Origin of the sequence: Ensifer canadensis, from assembly GCF_017488845.2 — a bacterium.
GTDB classification, from domain to species: domain Bacteria; phylum Pseudomonadota; class Alphaproteobacteria; order Rhizobiales; family Rhizobiaceae; genus Ensifer; species Ensifer canadensis.
Genome location: NZ_CP083370.1, coordinates 2,759,749 through 2,780,956 on the forward strand (window position 1 = coordinate 2,759,749; position 21,208 = coordinate 2,780,956).

22 protein-coding genes are annotated in these 21,208 nt (G+C 61.6%); 2 read left to right on the top strand and 20 right to left on the bottom strand.

The window, feature by feature from the left end; genetic code table 11:
- Positions 1 to 3 precede the first annotated feature (3 nt).
- The 18 genes from J3R84_RS13545 to J3R84_RS13630 all read right to left on the bottom strand — a co-directional run bounded on the left by J3R84_RS13545 (position 4) and on the right by J3R84_RS13630 (position 17,850).
- Positions 4 to 651 (bottom strand): hypothetical protein, encoded by a 648-nt coding sequence (locus tag J3R84_RS13545; RefSeq protein ID WP_025428135.1) that lies wholly within the window; start codon positions 649 to 651, stop codon positions 4 to 6.
- A gap of 2 nt (positions 652 to 653) precedes the next feature.
- Positions 654 to 1,073, bottom strand: a complete 420-nt coding sequence (locus J3R84_RS13550) for a lysozyme inhibitor LprI family protein (protein ID WP_371412313.1) — start codon at positions 1,071 to 1,073, stop codon at positions 654 to 656.
- 5 nt (positions 1,074 to 1,078) lie between these two features.
- Complete coding sequence (locus J3R84_RS13555; protein WP_025428137.1) at positions 1,079 to 1,384, bottom strand: urease subunit beta; 306 nt, start codon at positions 1,382 to 1,384, stop codon at positions 1,079 to 1,081.
- A gap of 19 nt (positions 1,385 to 1,403) precedes the next feature.
- Positions 1,404 to 1,658 carry a DUF1272 domain-containing protein gene (locus J3R84_RS13560; RefSeq protein WP_025428138.1) on the bottom strand — a complete coding sequence of 85 codons (255 nt, stop codon included), beginning with the start codon at positions 1,656 to 1,658 and terminating at the stop codon, positions 1,404 to 1,406.
- Between the two features lie 12 nt (positions 1,659 to 1,670).
- Positions 1,671 to 1,973 carry an urease subunit gamma gene (locus J3R84_RS13565; protein ID WP_025428139.1) on the bottom strand — a complete coding sequence of 101 codons (303 nt, stop codon included), beginning with the start codon at positions 1,971 to 1,973 and terminating at the stop codon, positions 1,671 to 1,673.
- Between the two features lie 25 nt (positions 1,974 to 1,998).
- Entirely contained in the window at positions 1,999 to 2,832 is an 834-nt protein-coding gene (locus J3R84_RS13570) for an urease accessory protein UreD (RefSeq protein ID WP_025428140.1), read from the bottom strand.
- A 117-nt stretch (positions 2,833 to 2,949) separates the two neighbouring features.
- Positions 2,950 to 3,924, bottom strand: a complete 975-nt coding sequence (locus tag J3R84_RS13575) for a 2-hydroxyacid dehydrogenase (RefSeq protein ID WP_025428141.1) — start codon at positions 3,922 to 3,924, stop codon at positions 2,950 to 2,952.
- A 226-nt stretch (positions 3,925 to 4,150) separates the two neighbouring features.
- A complete protein-coding gene (locus J3R84_RS13580; RefSeq protein WP_025428142.1) occupies positions 4,151 to 5,269 on the bottom strand; it encodes a branched-chain amino acid ABC transporter substrate-binding protein in 1,119 nt (372 codons plus the stop codon).
- 115 nt (positions 5,270 to 5,384) lie between these two features.
- Positions 5,385 to 5,729 (bottom strand): DUF6867 family protein, encoded by a 345-nt coding sequence (locus J3R84_RS13585; RefSeq protein ID WP_025428143.1) that lies wholly within the window; start codon positions 5,727 to 5,729, stop codon positions 5,385 to 5,387.
- A 24-nt stretch (positions 5,730 to 5,753) separates the two neighbouring features.
- Complete coding sequence (locus tag J3R84_RS13590; protein ID WP_025428144.1) at positions 5,754 to 6,479, bottom strand: ABC transporter ATP-binding protein; 726 nt, start codon at positions 6,477 to 6,479, stop codon at positions 5,754 to 5,756.
- Positions 6,476 to 7,363 (bottom strand): ABC transporter ATP-binding protein, encoded by an 888-nt coding sequence (locus J3R84_RS13595; RefSeq protein ID WP_025428145.1) that lies wholly within the window; start codon positions 7,361 to 7,363, stop codon positions 6,476 to 6,478. Before J3R84_RS13595 ends, J3R84_RS13590 begins: the two co-directional genes overlap by 4 nt.
- Positions 7,363 to 8,748 (bottom strand): high-affinity branched-chain amino acid ABC transporter permease LivM, encoded by a 1,386-nt coding sequence (gene livM, locus J3R84_RS13600; RefSeq protein ID WP_025428146.1) that lies wholly within the window; start codon positions 8,746 to 8,748, stop codon positions 7,363 to 7,365. The genes J3R84_RS13595 and livM overlap by 1 nt, the downstream gene beginning before the upstream one ends.
- Before the next feature lie 4 nt (positions 8,749 to 8,752).
- A complete protein-coding gene (locus J3R84_RS13605) occupies positions 8,753 to 9,655 on the bottom strand; it encodes a branched-chain amino acid ABC transporter permease (RefSeq protein WP_057206532.1) in 903 nt (300 codons plus the stop codon).
- Between the two features lie 291 nt (positions 9,656 to 9,946).
- Positions 9,947 to 12,373 carry a GcvT family protein gene (locus J3R84_RS13610; RefSeq protein WP_057216132.1) on the bottom strand — a complete coding sequence of 809 codons (2,427 nt, stop codon included), beginning with the start codon at positions 12,371 to 12,373 and terminating at the stop codon, positions 9,947 to 9,949.
- A gap of 243 nt (positions 12,374 to 12,616) precedes the next feature.
- The gene (locus tag J3R84_RS13615; RefSeq protein ID WP_025428149.1) at positions 12,617 to 13,171 is read right to left on the bottom strand and encodes a sarcosine oxidase subunit gamma; all 555 of its coding nucleotides are present in this window, start codon (positions 13,169 to 13,171) and stop codon (positions 12,617 to 12,619) included.
- Between the two features lie 10 nt (positions 13,172 to 13,181).
- Positions 13,182 to 16,139 carry a sarcosine oxidase subunit alpha family protein gene (locus J3R84_RS13620; RefSeq protein ID WP_025428150.1) on the bottom strand — a complete coding sequence of 986 codons (2,958 nt, stop codon included), beginning with the start codon at positions 16,137 to 16,139 and terminating at the stop codon, positions 13,182 to 13,184.
- Entirely contained in the window at positions 16,136 to 16,414 is a 279-nt protein-coding gene (locus J3R84_RS13625) for a sarcosine oxidase subunit delta (RefSeq protein WP_025428151.1), read from the bottom strand. Before J3R84_RS13625 ends, J3R84_RS13620 begins: the two co-directional genes overlap by 4 nt.
- 185 nt (positions 16,415 to 16,599) lie before the next feature.
- On the bottom strand, positions 16,600 to 17,850 hold the full coding sequence (locus J3R84_RS13630; protein ID WP_025428152.1) for a sarcosine oxidase subunit beta family protein: 1,251 nt from the start codon (positions 17,848 to 17,850) through the stop codon (positions 16,600 to 16,602).
- Between the two features lie 228 nt (positions 17,851 to 18,078).
- On the opposite strand from J3R84_RS13630, the gene cysQ reads away from it, so the two are divergent.
- Positions 18,079 to 18,855, top strand: coding sequence for a 3'(2'),5'-bisphosphate nucleotidase CysQ (gene cysQ, locus J3R84_RS13635; RefSeq protein ID WP_025428153.1), 777 nt, complete (start codon positions 18,079 to 18,081; stop codon positions 18,853 to 18,855).
- A 163-nt stretch (positions 18,856 to 19,018) separates the two neighbouring features.
- On the opposite strand, the gene J3R84_RS13640 is transcribed toward cysQ, so the two are convergent.
- A complete protein-coding gene (locus J3R84_RS13640) occupies positions 19,019 to 19,396 on the bottom strand; it encodes a response regulator (protein WP_025428154.1) in 378 nt (125 codons plus the stop codon).
- 271 nt (positions 19,397 to 19,667) lie between these two features.
- Between J3R84_RS13640 and J3R84_RS13645 the strand changes: the two genes are divergently transcribed.
- Complete coding sequence (locus tag J3R84_RS13645; protein WP_025428155.1) at positions 19,668 to 20,180, top strand: Dps family protein; 513 nt, start codon at positions 19,668 to 19,670, stop codon at positions 20,178 to 20,180.
- A 71-nt stretch (positions 20,181 to 20,251) separates the two neighbouring features.
- Here the strand turns inward: J3R84_RS13645 and J3R84_RS13650 are convergent, their stop codons facing one another.
- Positions 20,252 to 21,007: a Crp/Fnr family transcriptional regulator gene (locus J3R84_RS13650; RefSeq protein WP_025428156.1), complete on the bottom strand. Its 756-nt coding sequence runs from the start codon at positions 21,005 to 21,007 to the stop codon at positions 20,252 to 20,254.
- Positions 21,008 to 21,208: the final 201 nt, after the last annotated feature.

Here is a 21,208-nt window from a genome sequence, read left to right on the forward strand (position 1 = left end):
GGTTCAGGCTCCTTGGGACAAGTCTGAAGAAGAAGGGGAAAGACGGCGAAGACGGCCCTCGGCCGCAAGTGCGTCGACGTACCGGCGCTCGGCGGCAAAGGGATGCCACTCCCAACCGACATGGCCGAAGCCAGCCAGAACGACCAGATCGTCGGCCGATGCAAAACCGGAAAGCACGTCGGCAATCACGACCATGCCGCTCGACGGCACGACATAAGGCGTGGGCGCGAACCGCGACAGATCCCGGTCCAGCTGCTCGTGCGCTGCGAGGGGGACGACCCGATGCACCCGGCCGGTCGCCGTTGTAAAACTCTCGAAACCGCAAGTGTAGTCGTCGCAGAAGTCGTCGAGATCCGGATGCGTTTCGGCCAGTGCCGCGCGCATGCCGGCAAACTTTTCAGCCGACCGAACGCTCCAGATCTCGCGTGCCTGCCGCACGGCGGCGCTGTTCTTCCAGCGCCCGCCACCAAGCATGGCAAGCGCCGGCCGGCCAGTATTGCAGACGGCGACGATATCGGTCCTCGCCCCGCCGGTGCCGACAGAACGGCAATCGTTGAAACGAATGACGACATCGGCCGTATCGATCGTTGCCGCAGCGCCTTCCGGCACTTCTCCATTCCCCACGATCATGATGGTGCGGCCAGACATCAGCGCTAGTTTTCCGTGGGCTCGAGCAGCTCTTTGAGTTCCGTGGTGCGGGCCGCAGTCAGCTGCGCCAGGCAGCCGGATACCAGCATCGGCTCCATCGATCCGCCGCGCGCTTCGAAGCCGGCAAGCTCGCACTGGCCGTCGCGGTAGCCGATCCAGGCGCGCTGCGCCTTCTTCAACGCCTCCTCCGCGCCGACATAGTCGGCGCTGATGTCACCCAGTTCCTTGTCCTTGGCCCGCATCGCCGCAACGGTCTGCTTGTAGACCGTGTTGAGTTCAGCGTCGGCCGCCTCATAATCCTTGTTGGAGCAGATGTTCATATCCGCCTGCGTCATTGCATTGGCGCAATCGACATCATCCTCCTGCGCCAGCGCGGGCATGGCCGCCAGCAGCAAGGCGCTCGCGATAAGCGTCGTTCGCATCATCATGCTCAAAGCTTTCCCATGACCTGCTGGCGGAAACCAAAAACCTCGCGCTTGCCCGAAAGCGGGATGAGCGTGACCTGTCTTTTCTGTCCCGGCTCGAAGCGGACGGCGGTGCCTGCGGGAATGTCCAGTCGTTTGCCATGGGCGGCACTGCGATCGAAGTCGAGCCCGGCATTGGTCTCGGCAAAGTGATAGTGGCTGCCGACCTGCACCGGCCGGTCGCCGGTATTGGAGACCTCGATCGTCACCGTCTCAAGCCCGTGGTTGAGTTCGATATCGCCGCTTGCGGCAATGATTTCCCCTGGGATCATCTGAGTTCCCTCTCCCTTGTCAGGCCGCGTCGACGTCGGCGCAGCCGAGCGGCTTCAGCACCCGTTCGGTCGATGCCGGATATTTCACAAGCAGCGCGGCCGGGCGTACCGGGCGCCGGGTAAACTCGCCGCCGCAGTTCGGGCAGGTGCCACCGAGCGTGCCTTCGACACAATCGACGCAAAAGGTGCACTCGAAGGTGCAGATCATCGCGTCGCGGCTCTCTGGCGGCAGATCCTTGTCGCAGCATTCGCAGTTCGGACGCAGTGCCAACATGTCTCAGCCTCCTCAGCGGATCGGTTCGTGCACAGTGACGAGCTTGGTACCGTCAGGGAAGGTCGCCTCCACCTGGATGTCGTGGATCATCTCCGCGATCCCCTCCATCACCTGTGCACGGGTGATCACATGGGCGCCCGCCTCCATCAGCTCCGCGACCGATCGGCCGTCACGCGCACCTTCGACAACGAAGTCAGTAATCAGCGCGATCGCCTCTGGATGATTAAGCTTGACTCCGCGCTCCAGGCGGCGGCGGGCAACCATCGCAGCCATGGAAATCAACAGCTTGTCCTTTTCGCGCGGGGTAAGATTCATGCGTCGCCACCGGTTTGATTGTGGATTAGAGGACCCAGACTTTCGGCACTGTCTCTTGCTTGCGCAAGTGCGAAATGACCGGGATGAGGATTTTTCTGAGCGAGAAGCCGTCCGCGGCAGCAAAGCGCGCAACCAGCTTGTCGCGACCACCGAGCTTGATGTGGCTGACGCCCGCCCCCACTTGCGTTTCGAGGAGTGCGCGCAGCCGCGGCAGCAGCAATTCACAATCCGGTCCGGTGTAGAACAGCGTCGCAAATGCCACGCTGCCGCCGAGCACTGCAGTCCGGGCGACAAGAGCGGCGATATCATCGGCAAAGGTCAGGTTTTCGGCATGCAACAGCCGGCCGCCGACGCGAATGCGCCAGCGATCTCGCAAGAGGCCTGTCTGCATCGCTTCGCCCATCGCCTTGCGGCCGAGCAGCACGGCCTCGACGGCAAGGAACGTCGCGCCGTCCTCGAGCTCGACATCGAGCGAGCGTGTCAGCGATGCGCGGTCGAACAGGATCGTCTCCTGCGGCAGCCAATCGACGCGTGCGCCAGCCGCCACGTCGATGCGTGTCGTGACATCGACCGTGCCGGCACTCGCCTTGTAGATCTTCTCGCAGGCCTGCGTGGTGACGGTGAGCTCGGTCGCCGCACCGGCCTCGATCTCCCAGAGCATGCGGTCGCCGCCGGTGAGCCCACCCGACGAGTTGATCAGCACGGCTTCCATCGAAGTATCGAAGGTTTTCGGCAGCCGAATCTTTGCGCAGCCTTCCTGGTAAAGCTCGGCAACGCGCGTTTGACCGACGGCCACTTTCGCGACCAGTCGTCCTTTTCCGAACGCCCGCTGCGGGGCGATGATAGCCGCATTGCTCATGTTCATCGGCCGACATCGTCGGCATCCCGAGGCGCCAAGTCAAGCTATTGTTTTGCAAAGAAAATCGGCAAGGTGATTGCTTTATGGGCAGCGTTTGCCCATCAAACAGCCACCATCTCAGGCGACCCTATCCGGCGGCTCTCGCCCCTCGAAGAAGGCGGTGATGTTGTCGACCACCTTCATGCCCATCGCGACGCGTGTCTCCTCGGTCGCGCTGCCGAGATGCGGCAGCAGAACGACATTTTCGAGCGCCCGCAGGCCCTCCGGCACATTCGGTTCCGCCTCGAAAACATCGAGGCCGGCGCCTTTGATCACTCCGTTCTTCAGCGCCTCGATCAACGCCGGCTCGTCGACCACATCGCCGCGCGCGGTGTTGACGAGATAGGCGCCCTTTTTCATCATCGCCAGCCGCTCGGCATTGATGAGGTGCCGGTTCTCGCCACCGCCGGGGCAGTGCAACGAGACGAAATCCGCAATCGCAAGCACCTCGTCGACGGTACCGAGCTGGCGCGCGCCATAGCGTGCGGCTTCCGCCGCATCGACACGCGAGCGGTTGTAGAACACCACCTCCATGTCGAACCCGAAATGGCAGCGTTTTGCCATCGCCTTGCCGATGCGGCCGAAACCGATGATCCCCAGCGTCTTGCCGGTCACCTTGCTGCCAATCATGTGGGTCGGCCGCCAGCCGGTCCATTCGCCGGCCCTGATCTGACGCTCCCCTTCGCCCGCACGCCGCGCGACGGCAAGCAGCAGCGTCATGGCGATATCGGCAGTGCAATCGGTCAGAACGCCGGGCGTGTTGGTAACGGCGATGTTTGCGGCCTTGGCGGCGGCAACATCGATGTGGTTGTAACCGACACCATAGTTGCCGAGGATCTTTGCCCTGATGTCGCCGCCGTCGAACAGGCTTGCCGGCAGGCGGTCGGAGACCGTCGGCAGCACCGCGTCAAAGTCGCGCAGCGCCTTTGCCAGCTGATCGGCCGACATCGGTACGTCGCTCTCGTTCAAGACGCCATCAAACCGCTCGGCCAGCACGCGCTCCACCGCTTCGGGCCAACGGCGGGTGACGAGAATGCGCGGCTTGGAACTCATGGGACAACCTCTAAAAACAGAATCGTTCGGCGATAGTGCACGAAATGACGGCGAGAGACAGCCCGCGCGGCCCAACGAAAGAGGCCCGGTGCAATGCCTTGCCGAGGCGAAGTCCGACGAGAATCATCGCCATCCCCGTTAACACCCGTCCAGAAACAAAAAGCCCGGCGATCGCTCGCCGGGCTTTCGAAGTTCTGACGTGGTTCAACGAACCTCGAAGCGAGATTTACTCGTTTTCGAAGTAGCTGTACTTGCCGTCTTCACCCTTCTTCCAGGTGTACATGACGTAGTCCGGACGGGTGATGTCGCCCTTTTCGTCATAGCCGAGTTCGCCAATTGCGGTCTTGAACGGGCCTTTGGCCTTGATCGCTTCGGCAACGGCCTGCGGATCGGTCGTGCCGCCAGCCTTGGCAGCTTCGGCGACAACCTGCAGAGCAGCGTAGGCGTAGAGCGTGTAGGCTTCCGGTTCGAAGCCGGCGGCGCGGAACTTCTCGACGAGTTCCTTGGCAGCCGGGTTCTTGCGCGGATCCGGAGCAAACGTCATCAGCGTGCCGTCAACAGCGTCGCCTGCGATCGAGGCCAGTTCGTTCGAAACGATACCGTCGCCCGACATCAGGGTAGCCTTGAGGCCCTGGTCCTTCATCTGGCGCATGATCAGGCCAGCTTCGGTGTGCAGACCGCCGTAGTAGACGATCGAGACGCCGGCTTCCTTCATCTTGGCGATGAGGGCCGAGAAGTCCTTGTCGCCGGTGTTGATGCCTTCATAGAGGGCTTCATTGAGGCCGGCTTCGTTCATCGACTTCTTGGTTTCGTCGGCAAGGCCCTGACCATAAGGGGTCTTGTCGTGAATGACGGCGATCTTGGCGTCCTTGTGGTTGGCGGCAAGGAAGGCGCCGGCAACTGCGCCCTGCTGGTCGTCACGACCGCAAGTGCGGAAGGTGTTCCAGAGGCCGCGCTCGGTGAACTGCGGGTTGGTGGAAGCCGGCGTTACCTGGAGAATGCCGTTTTCGGCATAGACTTCCGAAGCCGGGATGGACACGCCCGAGTTGAAGTGGCCGACAACGAACTTCACGCCGTCAGCGACGAACTTGTTGGCGACCGAAACGCCCTGCTTGGCGTCGGAAACGTCGTCGCCGAGTACAACCTTGATCTGTTCCCCATTGATACCGCCGGCAGCATTGATGTCTGCAGCAGCCTGTTCGGCACCTTTCTGCAGCTGTGCACCGAACGCAGCGTTCGGGCCGGTCAGCGGGCCAGCAACGCCAACGAGAATATCAGCCCATGCGGTGCCGCTGAAAGCGACCATTGCCGACAGCGCAACGGCCGACAGAAGAGACTTTTTCATTTTGTTACTCCCAATTATCCGAGCGGGTCTCGTTACCAACCTGCGCAATGCCCACCGTAATTCGCGCCGGTATTTCTTTCGCACCGGCCGCGGCGGCCGGCGCGCGCTGTTCCCATTATTTGGCTTTCCAGGAGAAAGGCGAAGCCTTCTCATAGAGCCAATAGTAGTTATTGGTCATTTGCTTGGTCCGGTAGTACCGGAAACCTGCGGTAGCAAACAACAAAAGTACGACCGTGTCCACGATATAGTAATGCAGACTGAACATCGTACCTCCGAACAGGGCGTGGTGCACGAAGCGGATCCCAAGCCCCAGCAGCGCCACATAGACGAAGAGGCGCGGAAGCTCCTCCCAGCCCTCGGCGACGCTCTTTCCCGTTCTCCACGCGGTCCAGCCGCCCAGAACACAGGTGATGAAAAGAAACTGCCAGACCGACACTTCTTCGTAGAGAATACCCTGCATGTCACAAACTCCAGATGCGGCGCATCAATGGCGGCCGCCTTCGAGATAGGCCGCGCGGACTTCCGGATTGGCGAGCAGTTCCTTGCCCGAGCCGCTCATCGTCACGCGGCCGTTGACCATCACGTAACCGCGGTCGGAAAGCTTCAAGGCGCCGAACGCATTCTGCTCGACGAGGAACACGGTCAGTCCCTCTTCCTTGTTCAGCTTCTTGATGGCTTCGAAGATGCCCTTAACGATCAGCGGCGCCAGGCCGAGCGATGGCTCGTCCAGCAAAAGGAGCTTCGGGCGCGCCATCAGCGCGCGGGCGATCGACAGCATCTGCTGCTCGCCGCCCGAAAGCGTACCGCCGCGTTGAGCCTGGCGCTCCTTAAGTCGCGGGAACAGCGAGAACACCTTCTCGGCGTCCTCGTTGAAATGTTTGAGGTTGTCGAGGCTTGCGCCCATCTGCAGGTTTTCGAATACGGTCATGCGCGGAAAAATGCGACGGCCTTCCGGCGACTGCGCGATGCGAAGACGCGCGATCTCGTGCGTCGGCATGCGGGTAATTTCCTCACCTTCGAACATGACCGCGCCGGTGCGCGCCTGCGGGCTGCCGCAGATCGTCATCATCAGCGTCGACTTGCCAGCGCCGTTGGCGCCGATCAGGCAGACGATTTCACCGCGATGCACTTCGACGTCGACGCCGTTCAGCGCCCGGATATTGCCGTAGTAGGTCTCGACGGCCTTTACTTGCAGCAGAGGCGCGCTCATGGCTTGGATCCTCCCTGTCCGCCTTCGATTTCCTCGATTTCTTCGATCACCTCTTCGACCTCTTCATCCTCGACACCCAGATAGGCCGCAATGACCCTCGGATCGTTCTTCACGAAATCCGGGTTGCCGTCGGAAATCTTCTGACCGTATTCCAAAACGACCACGTGGTCGGAAATCTCCATCACCACCGACATGTCGTGCTCGATCAACAGGATCGAGGTGCCGGTTTCGCCGCGGATACCCTGCAGCAACTCGTTGAGCGCCAGCGATTCACGCGGATTGAGACCGGCTGCCGGCTCGTCAAGGCATAGGAGTTCCGGTCCGGTGCACATGGCGCGGGCGATTTCGAGCCGCCGCTGGGCGCCATAGGGCAGATCGCCGGCCGGGTCGTCGGCACGATCGACCAGCGACGCCTTTTCCAGCCAATGGCGGGCAAATTCGATCGATTCTTTCGAGGCCTGCTTGTAGGCGGGAAAGCCGAGCAGTCCGAGGAAGGTATAGCCCGACGCCTGCATCAGCTTGTTGTGCTGTGCGACCAGCAGGTTTTCCAGCACCGTCAGGCCGGAGAACATCCGGATGTTCTGGAAGGTGCGCGCGACCTTGGCGTGCTTGGTGATCTCGAAATCCGGCAGGCGCTCCAGCAGATATTCCTTACCGGACTTCTGCTTCATGGTGATCATGCCCATGGTCGGCTTGTAGAAGCCGGTGATGCAGTTGAACACCGTGGTCTTGCCGGCTCCGTTCGGGCCGATCAGCGCGGTGATGTCACCGCGATAGGCTTCGAAGGAGAAGTCGTTGATGGCCATGAGACCGCCGAAGCGCATCGACAGGTGCTCAACCGAGAGAATGGGATCTTTTGTCATTGTCGTTGTCTCGAGGGCCATCAGCCATGCCCTTCCTTGGTGAAGCTGCCGGAGATCGCCTTGCGTTCGCGCAGGAACGCTGTCGGCTCACGCGAGCCGACAAAACCGCGCGGCTTCCAGACCATCACGACGACCATCGCCAGGCCGAAGATCAGCATACGGTAGAGTTCAGGCGTGAAGTCCGGTCCGAAGATCGCCTTCAGGAAGGAAAGCTCGCGCAGGATTTCCGTGCCGCCGATCATCGCCACCGCGGCGATGGCGATACCGGTGAGCGAACCCATGCCACCGAGAACAACGATCGCCAGAATGACCGCGGATTCGAGGAACACGAAGGATTCCGGCGAGACGAAACCCTGGCGCACGGCGAAGAACGAACCTGCGATGCCGCCGAACATGGCGCCCGTTGCAAAGGCGGTAAGCTTTGTCGTGACCGTGTTGATGCCGAGCGAGCGGCAGGCGATCTCGTCCTCGCGCAGCGCTTCCCAGGCGCGGCCGATCGGCATCCGGCGAAGGCGGATGGTGACGAAGGCCGTCAGCATGCAAAGGCCAAGGATCAAATAGAACAGGAAGATCTTGTAGTAGGCCGACGACATGGGGAGCCCCATCATCGCTGCAAAACCATCCTTGGAAGCGTCGAACTTGATGCCGAACAGGGTCGCCTTGGCGATGCCGGAGACGCCGAACGTTCCCTTGGTCACTTCGGTCCAGTTTATGAGGACAAGCCGTATGATTTCCCCGAAGGCGAGCGTGACGATCGCCAGGTAGTCACCCCTTAGCCGCAAGACCGGGAATCCGAGGACCATGCCCCAGCAGGCCGAGAGAATACCGGCAACCGGCAGCAGAACCCAGAAGGAGAGCCCGAAATAAGTCGACAGCAGCGCGTAGGAATAGGCACCCACCGCGTAGAAGGCGACATAGCCGAGGTCCAGCAGACCTGCCAGGCCGACGACGATGTTGAGGCCCCAGGCGAGCATCACGTAGATCAGGATCTGGACGCCGAAATTGTCGACCCACTTCAGCGAGCCCTGCGCACCGACGAGCGCCACGATCACAGGCGGATAGAGAACGAGCGCAATGATCGCGATCTTCGAGAAATTGCGCTTGAAGAAGCTCTCTTCCCTAACGACCTCCTCCGCTTCGGCCTTGGCGGCCTTGCGGCGCGCCATTGCCGGCTGGATATAGGCGACCATCAGGAACCGGCCGACGGCGGCGACGATCACGAAGATCGCAAGCAGACCCCAGCGCTGGTTGAGGACCAGCTCGTTGCGAATGTTCTGGTCGCTCTTCAGGCCGACGAACAAGACGAAGAGGCCGAGAGAGATAAGGCCCGCGAAGACAGCCTCGCGCAGGGCCCGCGCCGTCAGATCACTGCCGGCGCTTGCAGATGTAGAAGCAATGTTTGCCATTGATTTATACCTTCTCGACTTCCGGTCGTCCGAGTATGCCAGACGGCTTGAAGATCAGGACGATTGCGAGAATGGAGAACGTCGCAACATCCTTGTAGTCGATGGTGAAATAAGCGGACCAGAGGGACTCGATGAGGCCGATCAGCAACCCGCCGAGAACAGCGCCCGGCAAGGAGCCGATGCCGCCAAGAACAGCTGCAGTAAAGGCCTTGACCCCCGGAACAAATCCGTCGGTGAAGACGACCACACCATAATACATCAAGTACATGGTGCCGGCGACAGCAGCGAGCGCTGCGCCCATGATGAAGGTCACCGAGATGGTACGGTCGACGTCAACACCCAGGAGGGCCGCCATCTTGCGGTCCTGTTCCGTTGCGCGCTGAGCGCGCCCGAGCGGCGTCTTGTTGACGATGTACCAGAACACGGACAACAGGATCGCCGTGATGATGATGATGATGATCTGCTTCAGCGAGATCGTGATGCCCAACACCTCGTAAACCGAGGAAACGAGCGGCGGGATCGGCTTGTTGCGCGGTCCCTGCGTCACCTGGATGAAGTTCGACAGGGCGATCGACATGCCGATTGCCGTGATTAGCGGAGCCAGGCGGAACGAACCGCGTAGCGGCCGGTAAGCCACCCGCTCGATGGTCCAGTTCCAGAGCGCCGCCGTCAGCATGCCGACGATCATCATCAGCAACAGGGCAAGTACAACCGGTATGCCAGCCATGAATGTTGTGAGAAGCAGAAAGACAATCAAAGCGGCAAAACCGCCGAGCATGAAGATATCGCCGTGGGCGAAGTTGATCATGCCAATGATGCCGTAGACCATGGTATAACCAATTGCGATCATACCATAAATAGACCCAAGAGTCAGCCCATTGACGAGCTGCTGGACGAAATACTCCATCAATCTTCCCCTGGACCAGATCCATAAGGTCCGGTCTCTTGTTTTTTGAGCTCATTGTTGAGCGTTCTGTTGATCGATTCCATACCTCTTTCAAACGAAAAGAAAAGCTAAAAAACGTGGGAGCGGCAAAATCTTCGCCTATAAAATCGATTTGACGCTTTTGAAGTCATAAAAAACAAAAAAAATGCACGTCTCGCCTGGGGAATAGTCAACTTTAGTCTAAAACCGCGTGCAATCCGGCCTGTGGATGAATCGGCAAGCAACAAGACCAGCTCGCCGATTTGCCTCCCGTCAACCACGCATGCGCTCACCGTTTGCGTCGAACAATGGGTAGGGTTGCAACCGCGCCGGCAGGATCTCACCGAGCAGTTCGATCGCCCAGCCTGCCTCTTCATCAGCGATCTCCTTGGGCACGTAACCAAGCGCCACCGACACCCCGCTGGCGTGGGCATAGCCGCCGGATGTCACCCAACCGCGCACCGCGCCGTCGAAATAGATCGGTTCGTCGCCGATGACATCGGCATCGCGCGTCTCGAGCAGGAAGGTGCGCAGACGAAGCTGTCCGCCTTCTGCCTTCTCGCGCATTGCCGCCGCCTTTCCGATGAAACCCGCCGGTTTACCGAGCGCCACAAACCTGCCAAGGCCGGCCTCCAGCGGACCGTAGAGCGGCCGAAACTCGCGCGACCAGCTGCCGAACGATTTTTCGACCCTGAGGGCATTGAGGGCGCGAAGGCCAAACAGCCGGATGCCGAAGGCCGCACCCTTTTCCAGGATCAGATCGAACAGGTAGCGCTGGTATTCCGGCTTCATCCAGATCTCGTAGCCGACGTCACCGGTATAGCTGACCCGACCGACGATCGCCGGCGCCATACCGAGATTCATCCGGCGAATATCCATGAACGCAAAGGCCTTATCACCGACGTCGAGATGGGTCAGCGCCGCCAGCACGTCCCGCGCCTTCGGCCCGGCGATCGACAGCCCGACAAGCTCCAGCTTCAACGGACGGATCGAGACCGAGCCATTCTCTGGCAGGTGCGCCTCGAACCAGCGCATATGATAATCCTCGGCGATGCCGGAGCCGATGAGGAGGAAATCCTGTTCACCGAGCTTGGCGAGCGTGAAGTCGCCGATCAGCTTGCCATCGTCTTTCAGCATCGGCGCCAGCGACATCCGCCCCACAGCCGGGATACGGCAGGCGAGCATCCCATCGAGCCAGGCTTCCGCCCCCGCCCCCTTGATCTCGTATTTGGCAAAGCCGGAGGTTTCCATCAGCCCGACAGCGGCGCGCACCGCGCGGGCTTCGTCGCCGACCGTGTCGAAATCGGTCGAGCGGCGCCAGGAGAAGTGATCCTCGACACCGGCAGGTGCAAACCACAGCGGCGTTTCCAGGCCATAGGAAGCACCGAACACGGCACCGGCCGCCTTCAACCGGTCATAGATCGGCGTCGTGAGCAGCGGCCGTGCGGCCGGCAGCTCCTCGTTCGGATAACGGATGGAAAAACGGCGCGAATAGTTCTCGCGCACCTTGGCGTTGGTATAGGCAAGCGTGGCGAAATCGCCATAACGCGCCACGTCCATGGCAAAGACGTCGAAGCCGGGATCGCCGTCTATCATCCAGTTGGCAAGCGCCAGGCCGACGCCGCCGCCCTGGCTGAAGCCGGCCATGACGGCACAAGCCGACCAGAAATTGCGCAGCCCCCGCACCGGCCCGACCAGCGGGTTTCCATCCGGCGAAAAGGTGAAGGGCCCGTTGATGACCTTCTTGATGCCGGCTCTGTTGAAGGCCGGGAAATGCCGGAAGCCGACCTCGAGTTCCGGCGAGATGCGGTCGATGTCCTCGGCCAGCAGCTCATGGCCGAAATCCCAGGGTGTCGTCACCGGCGACCAGGGGCGGCAGGCTTTCTCATAGGTGCCCATCAACATGCCATTGCGCTCTTGGCGCAAGTAAATCTCGCCATCGAAATCGACACAGTGCATCAGCTCCTTGCCGCGCGTCTGGTTGAACTCGATGACCTCGGGCATATCTTCGGTGATGAGATACATATGCTCCATCGCCAGAACGGGCAGCTCCAGCCCGACCATGCGGCCGACCTCGCGCGCCCAGAGGCCCGCGGCGTTGACCACATGCTCTGCAATGATTTCGCCCTGATTGGTGATGACGCGCCAGGATCCGTCCTCGCGCTGCACGAGATCCTCGACCTTTGTGTGCAGATAGATCTCGGCCCCATTCTTCTTGGCCGACTTGGCATAGGCATGGGTCGTTCCATAGGGATCGAGATGGCCCTCGACCGGGTCGAACACCGCGCCAACGAACTGATCTGGATCCAGCAGCGGCATCAGGTCGTGCGCTTCCTTGGGCGTCAGCAGCTCGGCCTCGAGCCCCATGTAGCGGCCCTTGGCGAGGATCGACTTCATCCAGTCGAAACGCTCCTTGGTCGCGGCCAGCATCATGCCCGACGTCATGTGCAGGCCGATGTCCTGGCCGGAATATTCCTCGATCTCCTTGTAGAGTTCGACGGTGTATTTCTGCAGCTTGGCGACGTTGGGGTCGCCGTTGATCGTGTGCATGCCACCGGCGGCATGCCAGGTCGAACCGGAGGTCAGCTCCGATCGCTCCAGCAGCACCACGTCGGTCCAGCCGAACTTCGTGAGATGGTAGAGGATCGAGCAACCGACAACGCCGCCACCGATCACGACGACTCTGGCATGGCTTTTCATGCGCACACTCCGCTTTCCCGCGCATCCGGGCGAAGCGCGGCTCAGTTTTCAGGAAGAAAGGGTCAGGCACGACTACCGCCCACCCGGTCTGTTCAGGCACGGGAACAGCGTGCGGCGAGCAGGGCAAAGCCTAGTCAGAAAGATGGCCGCGTTAAAGACGTGGCTGCGAAGAACGCTTGTCCGTTTCCGCCATCTGCTGGCGGGTTGGCGACCCAAATGCGGCATTCGATGCCGCATTTGATTTTAGTCGGAAAAAGCGGCCGAAAGGTCGAACGCGCGGCCCATCGCCATCAGGTCGTCGAAGAGCGATTCGGCAAAGCTGCGCGAAACGATCAACTCGAATGCGTTCTCGCCGGTGCGCGCCAGGTTGATGCCGATATGGCCGCAAAGCACATTGGTGCTGCCACCCAGTGCGAAGGCCGCAGGGTGGAGATCGACGCCGATGCCCTTGGCCAGGATCTGCCGCACGGACGGCCCGGAGAGGCGCAACAGAACGCGGCCGTCGCTCTGGTCGACGACATGCGCCTGCGTGCCACACAGCATATCGAGACGGCGCATGAGCCCGACTGGCGTATCGACCTGCGACACCACCAGCCACTCGCCGGGTCCGCAATAACGCAACGACAGGTCGGGTGTCGACGAAAGCGCCCGTTGTACCGCCGCTTCAAGTCCGACATGGGCGAGCACAGTCGCGATTGCCTGCCAATGGCCGACCTCGAGGTGATCCGCATTCGCGGGCTTCGGGGTGCCGCGCAGCTTCTGGTCGAGCGCATGGCGGTTGTTGTAGTCGCGAACCATCACCGCCTCCTCAGGCTTTCAGCTTCTTGTTTTCGGGATCGACGAACGCCGGGTCGCAGACCTCGGCGATGACCTCGTGATCGCGCAGCTTGTCCCAGACGACGATCTTTTCGCCGTAGCGCTCGCGCCCGGACTTGAGGAAGGCAAGCGCGATGTGCTGCCCCAAAACCGGCGAATAGCCGGCGGAGCTGACCCAGCCCTGATCGTTGAGCGTCGACGGCTTCATGCCTTCTTTCAGAAGATGAGCGCCGGCACGCATGTCCTTGTCCTTGTCCACCGGCCTCAGCCCGACAAGCTGCATACGGTCTGCCGCCGTCAGGCCGTAGCGTGCGGACAGATGTTTGCCGATAAAATCGGGTTTCTGCGCCGAAAACATGCGCCCAAGCCCGGCATCGTCGGGTGTCACGCGGCCGTCGAATTCCGCATGAGTCAGAAGCCCCTTTTCAAGCCGCAGCACGTTCAATGCCTCGACACCGTAGGCGCAGATATCATGCGCTCGCCCGGCCTCCATGATCTGCTCGGCAACCGCTTCACCGTAACCGGCGGGAACGGCAAGTTCGAAGGCCAATTCGCCGGAAAATGAGATGCGGAACAGCCGGGCGTGGATGCCGCCGCGAAGCGCCGTTGCGCGTGCCGACAGGAACGGGAAAGCCGTTTCCGAGATATCCTCGTCGACCAGTTGCTGCAGCACATCGCGCGCCTTCGGGCCGGCAATCGCCATCTGCGCCCACTGATCGCTTGACGAGCAGAACCTGACCTTGAGATCGGGCCACAGCACCTGCGCGCAATAATCGATGTGGGACATGACCGCGCCGGCCATGGCAGTGGTCGTCGTCACGAAGAAGTGGTCCTCCGCCAGCCGGCTCACGGTGCCGTCGTCGAAGACGAAGCCGTCCTCGCGCAGCATCAATCCGTAACGGGCCTTGCCGACCGGCAGCTTCAGCATGGCGTTGCAATAGAGCCGGTTGAGAAACTCCGCCGCGTCAGCTCCGAAAACCTCGATCTTGCCGAGCGTCGACACATCGCAGAGCCCGACATTGGCGCGAACATTGAGGACCTCGCGGTCGACGCTTTCGCGCCAGGTCTTTTCGCCGGCGCGCGGGAACCAGGCCGAGCGGAACCAGAGGCCGGAATCGACGAAGGTCGCGCCGTGCTTCTTCGCCCATTCGTGTAGCGGCGACTTGCGGGTCGGCGTCGCGTGGCTGTCGCGGGATGTCCCCGCCAGCGCACCGAAGGAGACCGGCGTGTAGAACGGCCGGAACGTGGTCGTGCCGACCTCGGCCGGACTCACCCCACGCATGCCGGCGAGAATGCCGACCGCATTGATATTGGAAAGCTTGCCCTGGTCGGTCGCCATGCCGCTGGTGGTATAGCGTTTGGCGTGCTCCACATGGCCGAAACCCTCGCGCAGCGCGAGACCGAGATCCTTCGCGTGCACATCGTTCTGGAAATCCACGAAGGCCTTCGACTTGGCGCCGGGCACATACCATACAGCAGCAAACGAAGGTTCAACCTCGGGCTCAGTCACCGGCAGCAGTGCTGCGGCCGCGTTGAAGCCAAGCTCTGAGGCAATCGCAGTCGCCTTCTCGGCACCGTCGCGCAGGCAGCCGGCAAGCGTGTAGACACCATTGGCCGCTCCAGCGACCCGAAGGGCATTGCCGACATCGGGTGCTGCGAATGCCTTAAGGGTATCCGACCACACCGGCCGAGCGCCGCGCTGGCAGGCGAGATGAATGACCGGGCTCCAACCACCGGACATGCCAAGCGCATCGCAGGCGATCAGTTCCTCAAAGCCCGAGCGCTCGACGACGATGCCCGACAGCCGCCTCCTGCCCCTGGTGTCGACGATCGAGCCGGAGCGGATCACCCGCACGCCATCGGGTGCGACATCGTTGGTCTCCGGTCGGCTGTCGATGATAGTCGAAACCGCAACGCCCTTCGCCGACAGGTCGCGAGCCGTGCGATAGCCGCTGCTGCCGCTGGTGAAGATTGCAACCGACTTGCCGGCAGAAACGCCATAACGCTTAGCGTAGGTCGAAACGGCGCCGGCCATCATCACGCCGGGGCGATCATTGCCGCCAAACACCAGCGGCCGCTCTTCAGCGCCGGTCGCCAGCAGAGCGCGCTTGGCGGCAATGCGCCACACGCGTTCGGTCGGCAGCTTGGTCGATGGCTCGGCCACATGTTTCTGCACGCGCTCGACCGCACCGAAGACATTGTCGTCATACCAGCCGAAGACCGTGGTGCGCGGCAGAAGCGTGACGTTTTCGAGTGACTTCAGTTCAGCGACGGCACGATCTGCAAACGCGGGCGCCGACGCACCGTCAACCGTTTCGGTTTCCGACAGCAGCGATCCGCCGAGGCGAAAATCCTCATCCGCCAGGATAACGCGAAGCCCGGCGCGACCGGCCGTCAAGGCGGCCATCAGACCCGCCGGTCCGCCGCCGACGACGAGCAAATCGCAGAAGGCCCAGGATTTTTCATAGCTCTCGGGGTCGCGTTCCAGCACCGCCCGCCCGAGACCGGCGGCCCGCCGGATCACCGGCTCATAAAGCTTTTCCCAGAGTTGGCGGGGCCACATGAAGGTCTTGTAGTAGAAGCCGGCGCCGAGAAACGGCGAAAGCAGGCCGTTGACCGCGCAGACATCGAACCCGAGCGATGGCCAGCGGTTCTGGCTCTTCGCCGTCAAGCCGGCATAGAGCTCGGCGACCGTCGCCTTGGTATTCGGATCGCTGCGGGCGCCCGAACCAAGGGTCACGAGCGCGTTCGGCTCCGACGGCCCGGCACTGACGATGCCGCGCGGCCGGTGGTACTTGAAGCTGCGGCCGACCAGCATCTGGTCGTTGGCAAGCAAGGCAGAGGCAAGCGTATCGCCGGCAAAGCCGCGCAGCGGGTTGCCGTCGAAGGTGAAGCTCAGCACTTTGCTGCGATCGACAAGACCGCCGGCGGACAGGCGATAAGCGGTCATCGCTGCGCCTCACGCGCCGCGGCCGCACCGTCGACAGCCGAATAGACCTCATGGGTGACCGTGTCGCGTTCGACAACCAGGAACCGGCGACAGCCGGCAACATGATGCCAATGTTCTACCGTTCGGCCGCGTGGGTTGGCGCGCACATAGACATAGTCATGCCAGGCTTCATCCGAGGCTGAAGGCGCCGGCCGAATGACCGACGCATCGCCACGGATTGCGAACTCTTCCTTCGGGCGGACCCCGCAATGGGGACAGGTGATCAGGCTTGCCATTGTCTTCCGTATCCTGGAGCCTCAACACAGCTCCCTCAATATTCCTGGTCAGCCGGATGGTCGTCATCCGGCTCGCGCCGATCTAGAGCGCCGTGCGTTCAGATGAACGCACAAAGGACGCTCTAGCACTTTGATTCTAGAGCATCTTATCCGCTTTCAGTGATTCCACTTGAAAGCGGGATGCTCTAGTGAAGATTGGGCTGCGGCCCGGCCCCTGCCTCGTCGACCGCATAGCCCCGCGCGAAACGATCGAGCCGCAGGGCGCGCGCCACCGGGTGGGTGTCGTTCCTGGCGATGAGATGCGCGAAACAGTAGCCCGAGGCCGGCGTCGCCTTGAAGCCGCCGTAGCACCAACCGCAATTGAGGTAGAGGTTGTCGATCGAGGTGCGGTCGATGATCGGCGATCCATCCATGCTCATGTCCATGACACCGCCCCAGGCGCGCAGCACCCGGACGCGCGACAGGCCGGGGATCATCGACACCCCCTCCTCCATCACATGTTCGGCCGTCGCTAGATTACCGCGCTGGGCATAGGAGGAGTAACCGTCGATCTCGGCGCCGAAGACCAGTCCGCCCTTGTCCGACTGCGAGATATAGAAGTGTCCGCCGCCATAGACGATCACGTGATCGATGCACGGCTTCAGCCCCTCGGTCACGAAGGCCTGCAGCACGTGGCTTTCGAGCGGCAGCTTCAGGTCGGCCATCTCGCCGACGCGCGAGGAGTTGCCGGCCGCTGCCAGCGCCAGCTTGCCGCAACCGATGAAGCCCTTTGACGTTTCCACCCCGGTGACGACGCCATTCTCGCGGCGAATGCCGGTCACCTCGCAATGCTCGATGATGTCGACGCCGTGCTGGTCCGCCCCGCGCGCATAACCCCAGGCGACGGCGTCATGGCGGGCGGTGCCCGCGCGCCGCTGCAGGAGGCCCCCGAGGATCGGGTAGCGCGCATGATCATAATTGAGGAAGGGGATCATCTTCTTCAGTTGTTCGCGCTCGATCAACTCGGCCGCAACCCCTTCCATCCACATCGCGTTGCCGCGCCTGACATAGGCGTCGCGCTGGGCGTCGCTGTGGTAAAGCATGATGACGCCGCGCTGGGAGAGCATGACGTTGTAGTTCAGGTCCTGCTCAAGCCCTTCCCAGAGCTTCATCGAGAATTCGTAGAAGGGTTCGTTGCCGGGCAGCATGTAATTGGAGCGCACGATCGTGGTGTTGCGGCCGACATTGCCCGATCCGAGATAGCCCTTTTCGAGCACCGCGACGTTCTTCACGCCGAATTCCTTGGCGAGATAGTAGGCGGTCGCAAGACCATGGCCGCCGCCACCGACAATGATTACGTCATAATGGGATTTCGGCTGAGGCTGTCGCCATTGCGGTTTCCAGTTCAGGTTTCCGGAAAGGGCGTTCCTGACGATCGAGTATGCGGAATAACGCATGAAGTCATCCAGTTCAGTTGCGTCGGCACATTTGCACAGCCGGCGCGAGGAGCAAAGATGCAAGCTTCTCGCAGCTGCAAAAATCAAGCCGGCCATTTGCCGCAAGGCACGAAAACTCGCGTAACCGGCGCCTGCGACACGACATTTCGTAGGAACCGTCTAAAACTATGGGCAACTTCTGTCGTTGAGTGTGGTATGGCCCGACAAAGGCCCGAAAGACGACAGGCAATGCTCGACATTCTGCAAAAATCCGCGATCGCCGCCGGGCGCGCCATCCTCGACATCTACAACGCCGGCCCGGCAGTGACCTACAAGCCCGACTGTTCGCCCGTGACGGACGCCGACGCGTGTGCGGAGCGCATCATCCTGGCCGATCTTGCCGCCGCCTTTCCTGACATTCCCGTCGTGGCTGAGGAATCGGTCGCGGCCGGCTCCATCCCCGACATCTCAGGCAAGTCATTCTTTCTCGTCGACCCGCTCGACGGCACCAAGGAATTCATCGGCCGCCACAACGACTTCACCGTCAACATCGCGTTGATCGAAAACGGCGCGCCAGTTGCCGGCGTCGTCTACGCTCCGGCACTCGGCATCCTCTACGCCGCCGCCGGCGGCAAGGCACTGAAAGCAGTGGTCTCCGAAGCCTTTCACGTCGGACCTGAAACCGTGATCGGCTGTCGCAGTCGCGGCGATCGGCTGGTGGCGCTTGCGAGCCGCTCGCACAACAGTGCCGAGACCGTTGCCTATCTCGCCGAACATGGGATCACCGACTACGAGGCCGTCGGCTCCTCGCTCAAGTTCTGCCTGCTGGCCGACGGCCTTGCCGACGTCTACCCGCGCTTCAGCCGTACGATGGAGTGGGACACGGCCGCCGGCGATGCCATCCTGCGCGCGGCCGGCGGCGAGACGCTGACGATGGAAGGCACGCCGCTCACCTATGGCAAACGCAATCAGACGAGCGACAGCGATTTTGCCAATCCCTGGTTCGTCTCCCGCGGCAAGACCTGAGGCCGGAATCGGCCAGAACGAGCGTCATTACGATATGGACGTGAGACCGGTAACGCCTCGCCGCCACGCGATGTCATTTCACCATCGCCACCGCCGCTCTCAGCCGGTGGCTTGATGCAGAACCCGGCGAGATTAAGAGACCGAGGCTACGGCTCTAGCCGCCTCACCGCCTGGTGGCCGTGGCGATCAGGTTGCCGATCGAACTCTCGTTGAATGGCTTGTCGATCCTTGGGATACCCCGCAGATGCGCCGGGAAGATCTCCGCGTCGCCGTAGCCGCTGGTAAAGCCGAAACACAAGCCGCGGGCGAGGATCGCATCCGCTACCGCAAAGCTGGTCTCATCCTCGAGATTGACGTCGAGGATGATGAAATCGAACGACTGGGCGGCAATCAGCTTCATCGCCTGATCGGCGTTGGCGGCGATCTGGACATCGCTGATACCCATCGATTTCAGGATTTCTTCGGCATCCATCGCGATGATGAAATTGTCTTCCAGAACGAGCACTGTTCTGATCGACGGTGGAATCTCGATCGTTGGCATTCGGTCCACCTTTCGCGAGAACCATGCGCCGGCCGCAGAAGCGGTCGCCGCATTCAACCTTGATCTATAGACCCCGCGAACCCACCCGGCATTTAAAAAAGACATGTCGGGCACCCCCAGCGATTTTGTCGCATCTCTACCCGCGCCAGCGAAGGAACAAGGCGCGCTGGGGGGCGTTCAATAGGAAGCGGCGCATCGCCGGCTGAAAGCTGCATTCGCGGCCGCGTCTCGATACTCAGGATGAATTTCCGAAACGGATTGGAGAAAGATCATGGCACAGGCAGCCTCCGTGCTGAAACCGAAGGTCAAGGACGAGGAATTCGACATCGGGCTGAAGAAGGCCTATCGCCAGCAGATGGCGGCCGCGCTCTCCGACATTCTCGCCGACACGTACAAGCTTGTCATCAAGAGCCACATCTATCACTGGAATGTCGTCGGTCCGCTGTTCAAGCCGCTGCATGAACTGACCGAGGAACACTACAACACACTGTTCAAGGCCACCGACATCATCGCCGAGCGCATCCGCGCGCTGGGGCACCTGGCGCCGGCAAAGCTTGGCGAGGCCAATCAGTTTGCGCCGACCAGCGCCTCGGTGAACCACACGACCGCCGCCGAGATGGTCGCCGACCTCATTGCCGACCACGAGGCTGCGGCCCGACGCATGCGCGACGCCGGCACCAAGGCCGACGACAACGGCGACCTGGTGACGACGGACATGCTGACCGACCGGCTCAATTTCCATGAGAAGGCGCTGTGGATGTTGAGAGCGATCGTCGCCGCCTGACGACCGATGAACGGTGTCACCGAGCCCCGCCGTCCGGCGGGGCTTCTTGCATATCAGTCCAGACCGAAGCGTCAGATCAGCGGCCGCTTGGCCTCGCTGAAACCTTCCCAGCCGGCGATCGTCAGCAGGCCGTCGATATCGCGAACGTTGCAGCCCTTGTCCGCCCAGCGGATCATGCCACGCTCGGCCAGCTTCTTCAGTGTCTTGTTGGTATGGACGATCGAGAGGCCGAGCGTATCGGCCACGTGCTGCTGCGTAATCGGGATCGCCACGCGGCTGCCGTTGAAGAGGTCCAACGCCTTGGCACGCTGATAGAGAAAGGCGATGAGATAGGCGGCACGTTCCAGCGCCGACCGGCGGCCGATGCTCAAGAGGTTCTCGTCGAGGATGCGCTCTTCGCGCGCGGCGATCCAGGTCAGGTCATAGGCGAGATCAGGATAGCTGCTATAGAGCCGATTGAGCTTGCCGCGTTCGAAGACGCAGAGCGTGACAGGCGAGAGGGCCTCGATCGAATGCTGCATCTCCCCCATGAGGCTGCCCTGTAGTCCAACGAGATCGCCGGGCATGATGTAGTTGAGGATCTGCCGGCGCCCGTCGTCGAGCATCTTGTAGCGAAATCCCCAACCGCTCAGCACGGTAAAGAGATAGGCGCTGTGTGCGCCTTCCACCAGGATCGTCGCCCCGCCGTCGACTGCGAGTTCCCCTGTCTTGAACTGTGAGACGAAGGCCAGCTCGTCCGCGGTGAATGCCCGGAAATGATCGAGCTTGCGCAAGGGACAGCTTTCGCATGGGATGCGTTTGTCGTTGCGGGTTGCCGTTCCTGCCATCAATCCATCCGATACCTGTTGCGGCAGGCCACTCTGGCTACCGATGGTTCTTATCGGAACTAGTGTGCCCGGTCGGGGTGACAAGGTTTGGCGTGCTGAAAACGGATAGATTTCAGGCGCTTCAACGCTAGGCGCAACGGACCACAGTGATGGACAGGCGCCTCCTTGCGCCCTATCTCTTGCGTTCGATCCTGACCGCTG

Coding starts and splice junctions, on each gene's coding strand:
- J3R84_RS13550 (WP_371412313.1), bottom strand. CDS start 1,073: ATGATGCGAACGACGCTTATCGCGAGCGCCTTGCTGCTGGCGGCCATG.
- J3R84_RS13555 (WP_025428137.1), bottom strand. CDS start 1,384: ATGATCCCAGGGGAAATCATTGCCGCAAGCGGCGATATCGAACTCAAC.
- J3R84_RS13560 (WP_025428138.1), bottom strand. CDS start 1,658: ATGTTGGCACTGCGTCCGAACTGCGAATGCTGCGACAAGGATCTGCCG.
- J3R84_RS13565 (WP_025428139.1), bottom strand. CDS start 1,973: ATGAATCTTACCCCGCGCGAAAAGGACAAGCTGTTGATTTCCATGGCT.
- J3R84_RS13570 (WP_025428140.1), bottom strand. CDS start 2,832: ATGAGCAATGCGGCTATCATCGCCCCGCAGCGGGCGTTCGGAAAAGGA.
- J3R84_RS13575 (WP_025428141.1), bottom strand. CDS start 3,924: ATGAGTTCCAAGCCGCGCATTCTCGTCACCCGCCGTTGGCCCGAAGCG.
- J3R84_RS13580 (WP_025428142.1), bottom strand. CDS start 5,269: ATGAAAAAGTCTCTTCTGTCGGCCGTTGCGCTGTCGGCAATGGTCGCT.
- J3R84_RS13585 (WP_025428143.1), bottom strand. CDS start 5,729: ATGCAGGGTATTCTCTACGAAGAAGTGTCGGTCTGGCAGTTTCTTTTC.
- J3R84_RS13590 (WP_025428144.1), bottom strand. CDS start 6,479: ATGAGCGCGCCTCTGCTGCAAGTAAAGGCCGTCGAGACCTACTACGGC.
- J3R84_RS13595 (WP_025428145.1), bottom strand. CDS start 7,363: ATGGCCCTCGAGACAACGACAATGACAAAAGATCCCATTCTCTCGGTT.
- livM (WP_025428146.1), bottom strand. CDS start 8,748: ATGGCAAACATTGCTTCTACATCTGCAAGCGCCGGCAGTGATCTGACG.
- J3R84_RS13605 (WP_057206532.1), bottom strand. CDS start 9,655: ATGGAGTATTTCGTCCAGCAGCTCGTCAATGGGCTGACTCTTGGGTCT.
- J3R84_RS13610 (WP_057216132.1), bottom strand. CDS start 12,373: ATGAAAAGCCATGCCAGAGTCGTCGTGATCGGTGGCGGCGTTGTCGGT.
- J3R84_RS13615 (WP_025428149.1), bottom strand. CDS start 13,171: ATGGTTCGCGACTACAACAACCGCCATGCGCTCGACCAGAAGCTGCGC.
- J3R84_RS13620 (WP_025428150.1), bottom strand. CDS start 16,139: ATGACCGCTTATCGCCTGTCCGCCGGCGGTCTTGTCGATCGCAGCAAA.
- J3R84_RS13625 (WP_025428151.1), bottom strand. CDS start 16,414: ATGGCAAGCCTGATCACCTGTCCCCATTGCGGGGTCCGCCCGAAGGAA.
- J3R84_RS13630 (WP_025428152.1), bottom strand. CDS start 17,850: ATGCGTTATTCCGCATACTCGATCGTCAGGAACGCCCTTTCCGGAAAC.
- cysQ (WP_025428153.1), top strand. CDS start 18,079: ATGCTCGACATTCTGCAAAAATCCGCGATCGCCGCCGGGCGCGCCATC.
- J3R84_RS13640 (WP_025428154.1), bottom strand. CDS start 19,396: ATGCCAACGATCGAGATTCCACCGTCGATCAGAACAGTGCTCGTTCTG.
- J3R84_RS13645 (WP_025428155.1), top strand. CDS start 19,668: ATGGCACAGGCAGCCTCCGTGCTGAAACCGAAGGTCAAGGACGAGGAA.
- J3R84_RS13650 (WP_025428156.1), bottom strand. CDS start 21,007: ATGGCAGGAACGGCAACCCGCAACGACAAACGCATCCCATGCGAAAGC.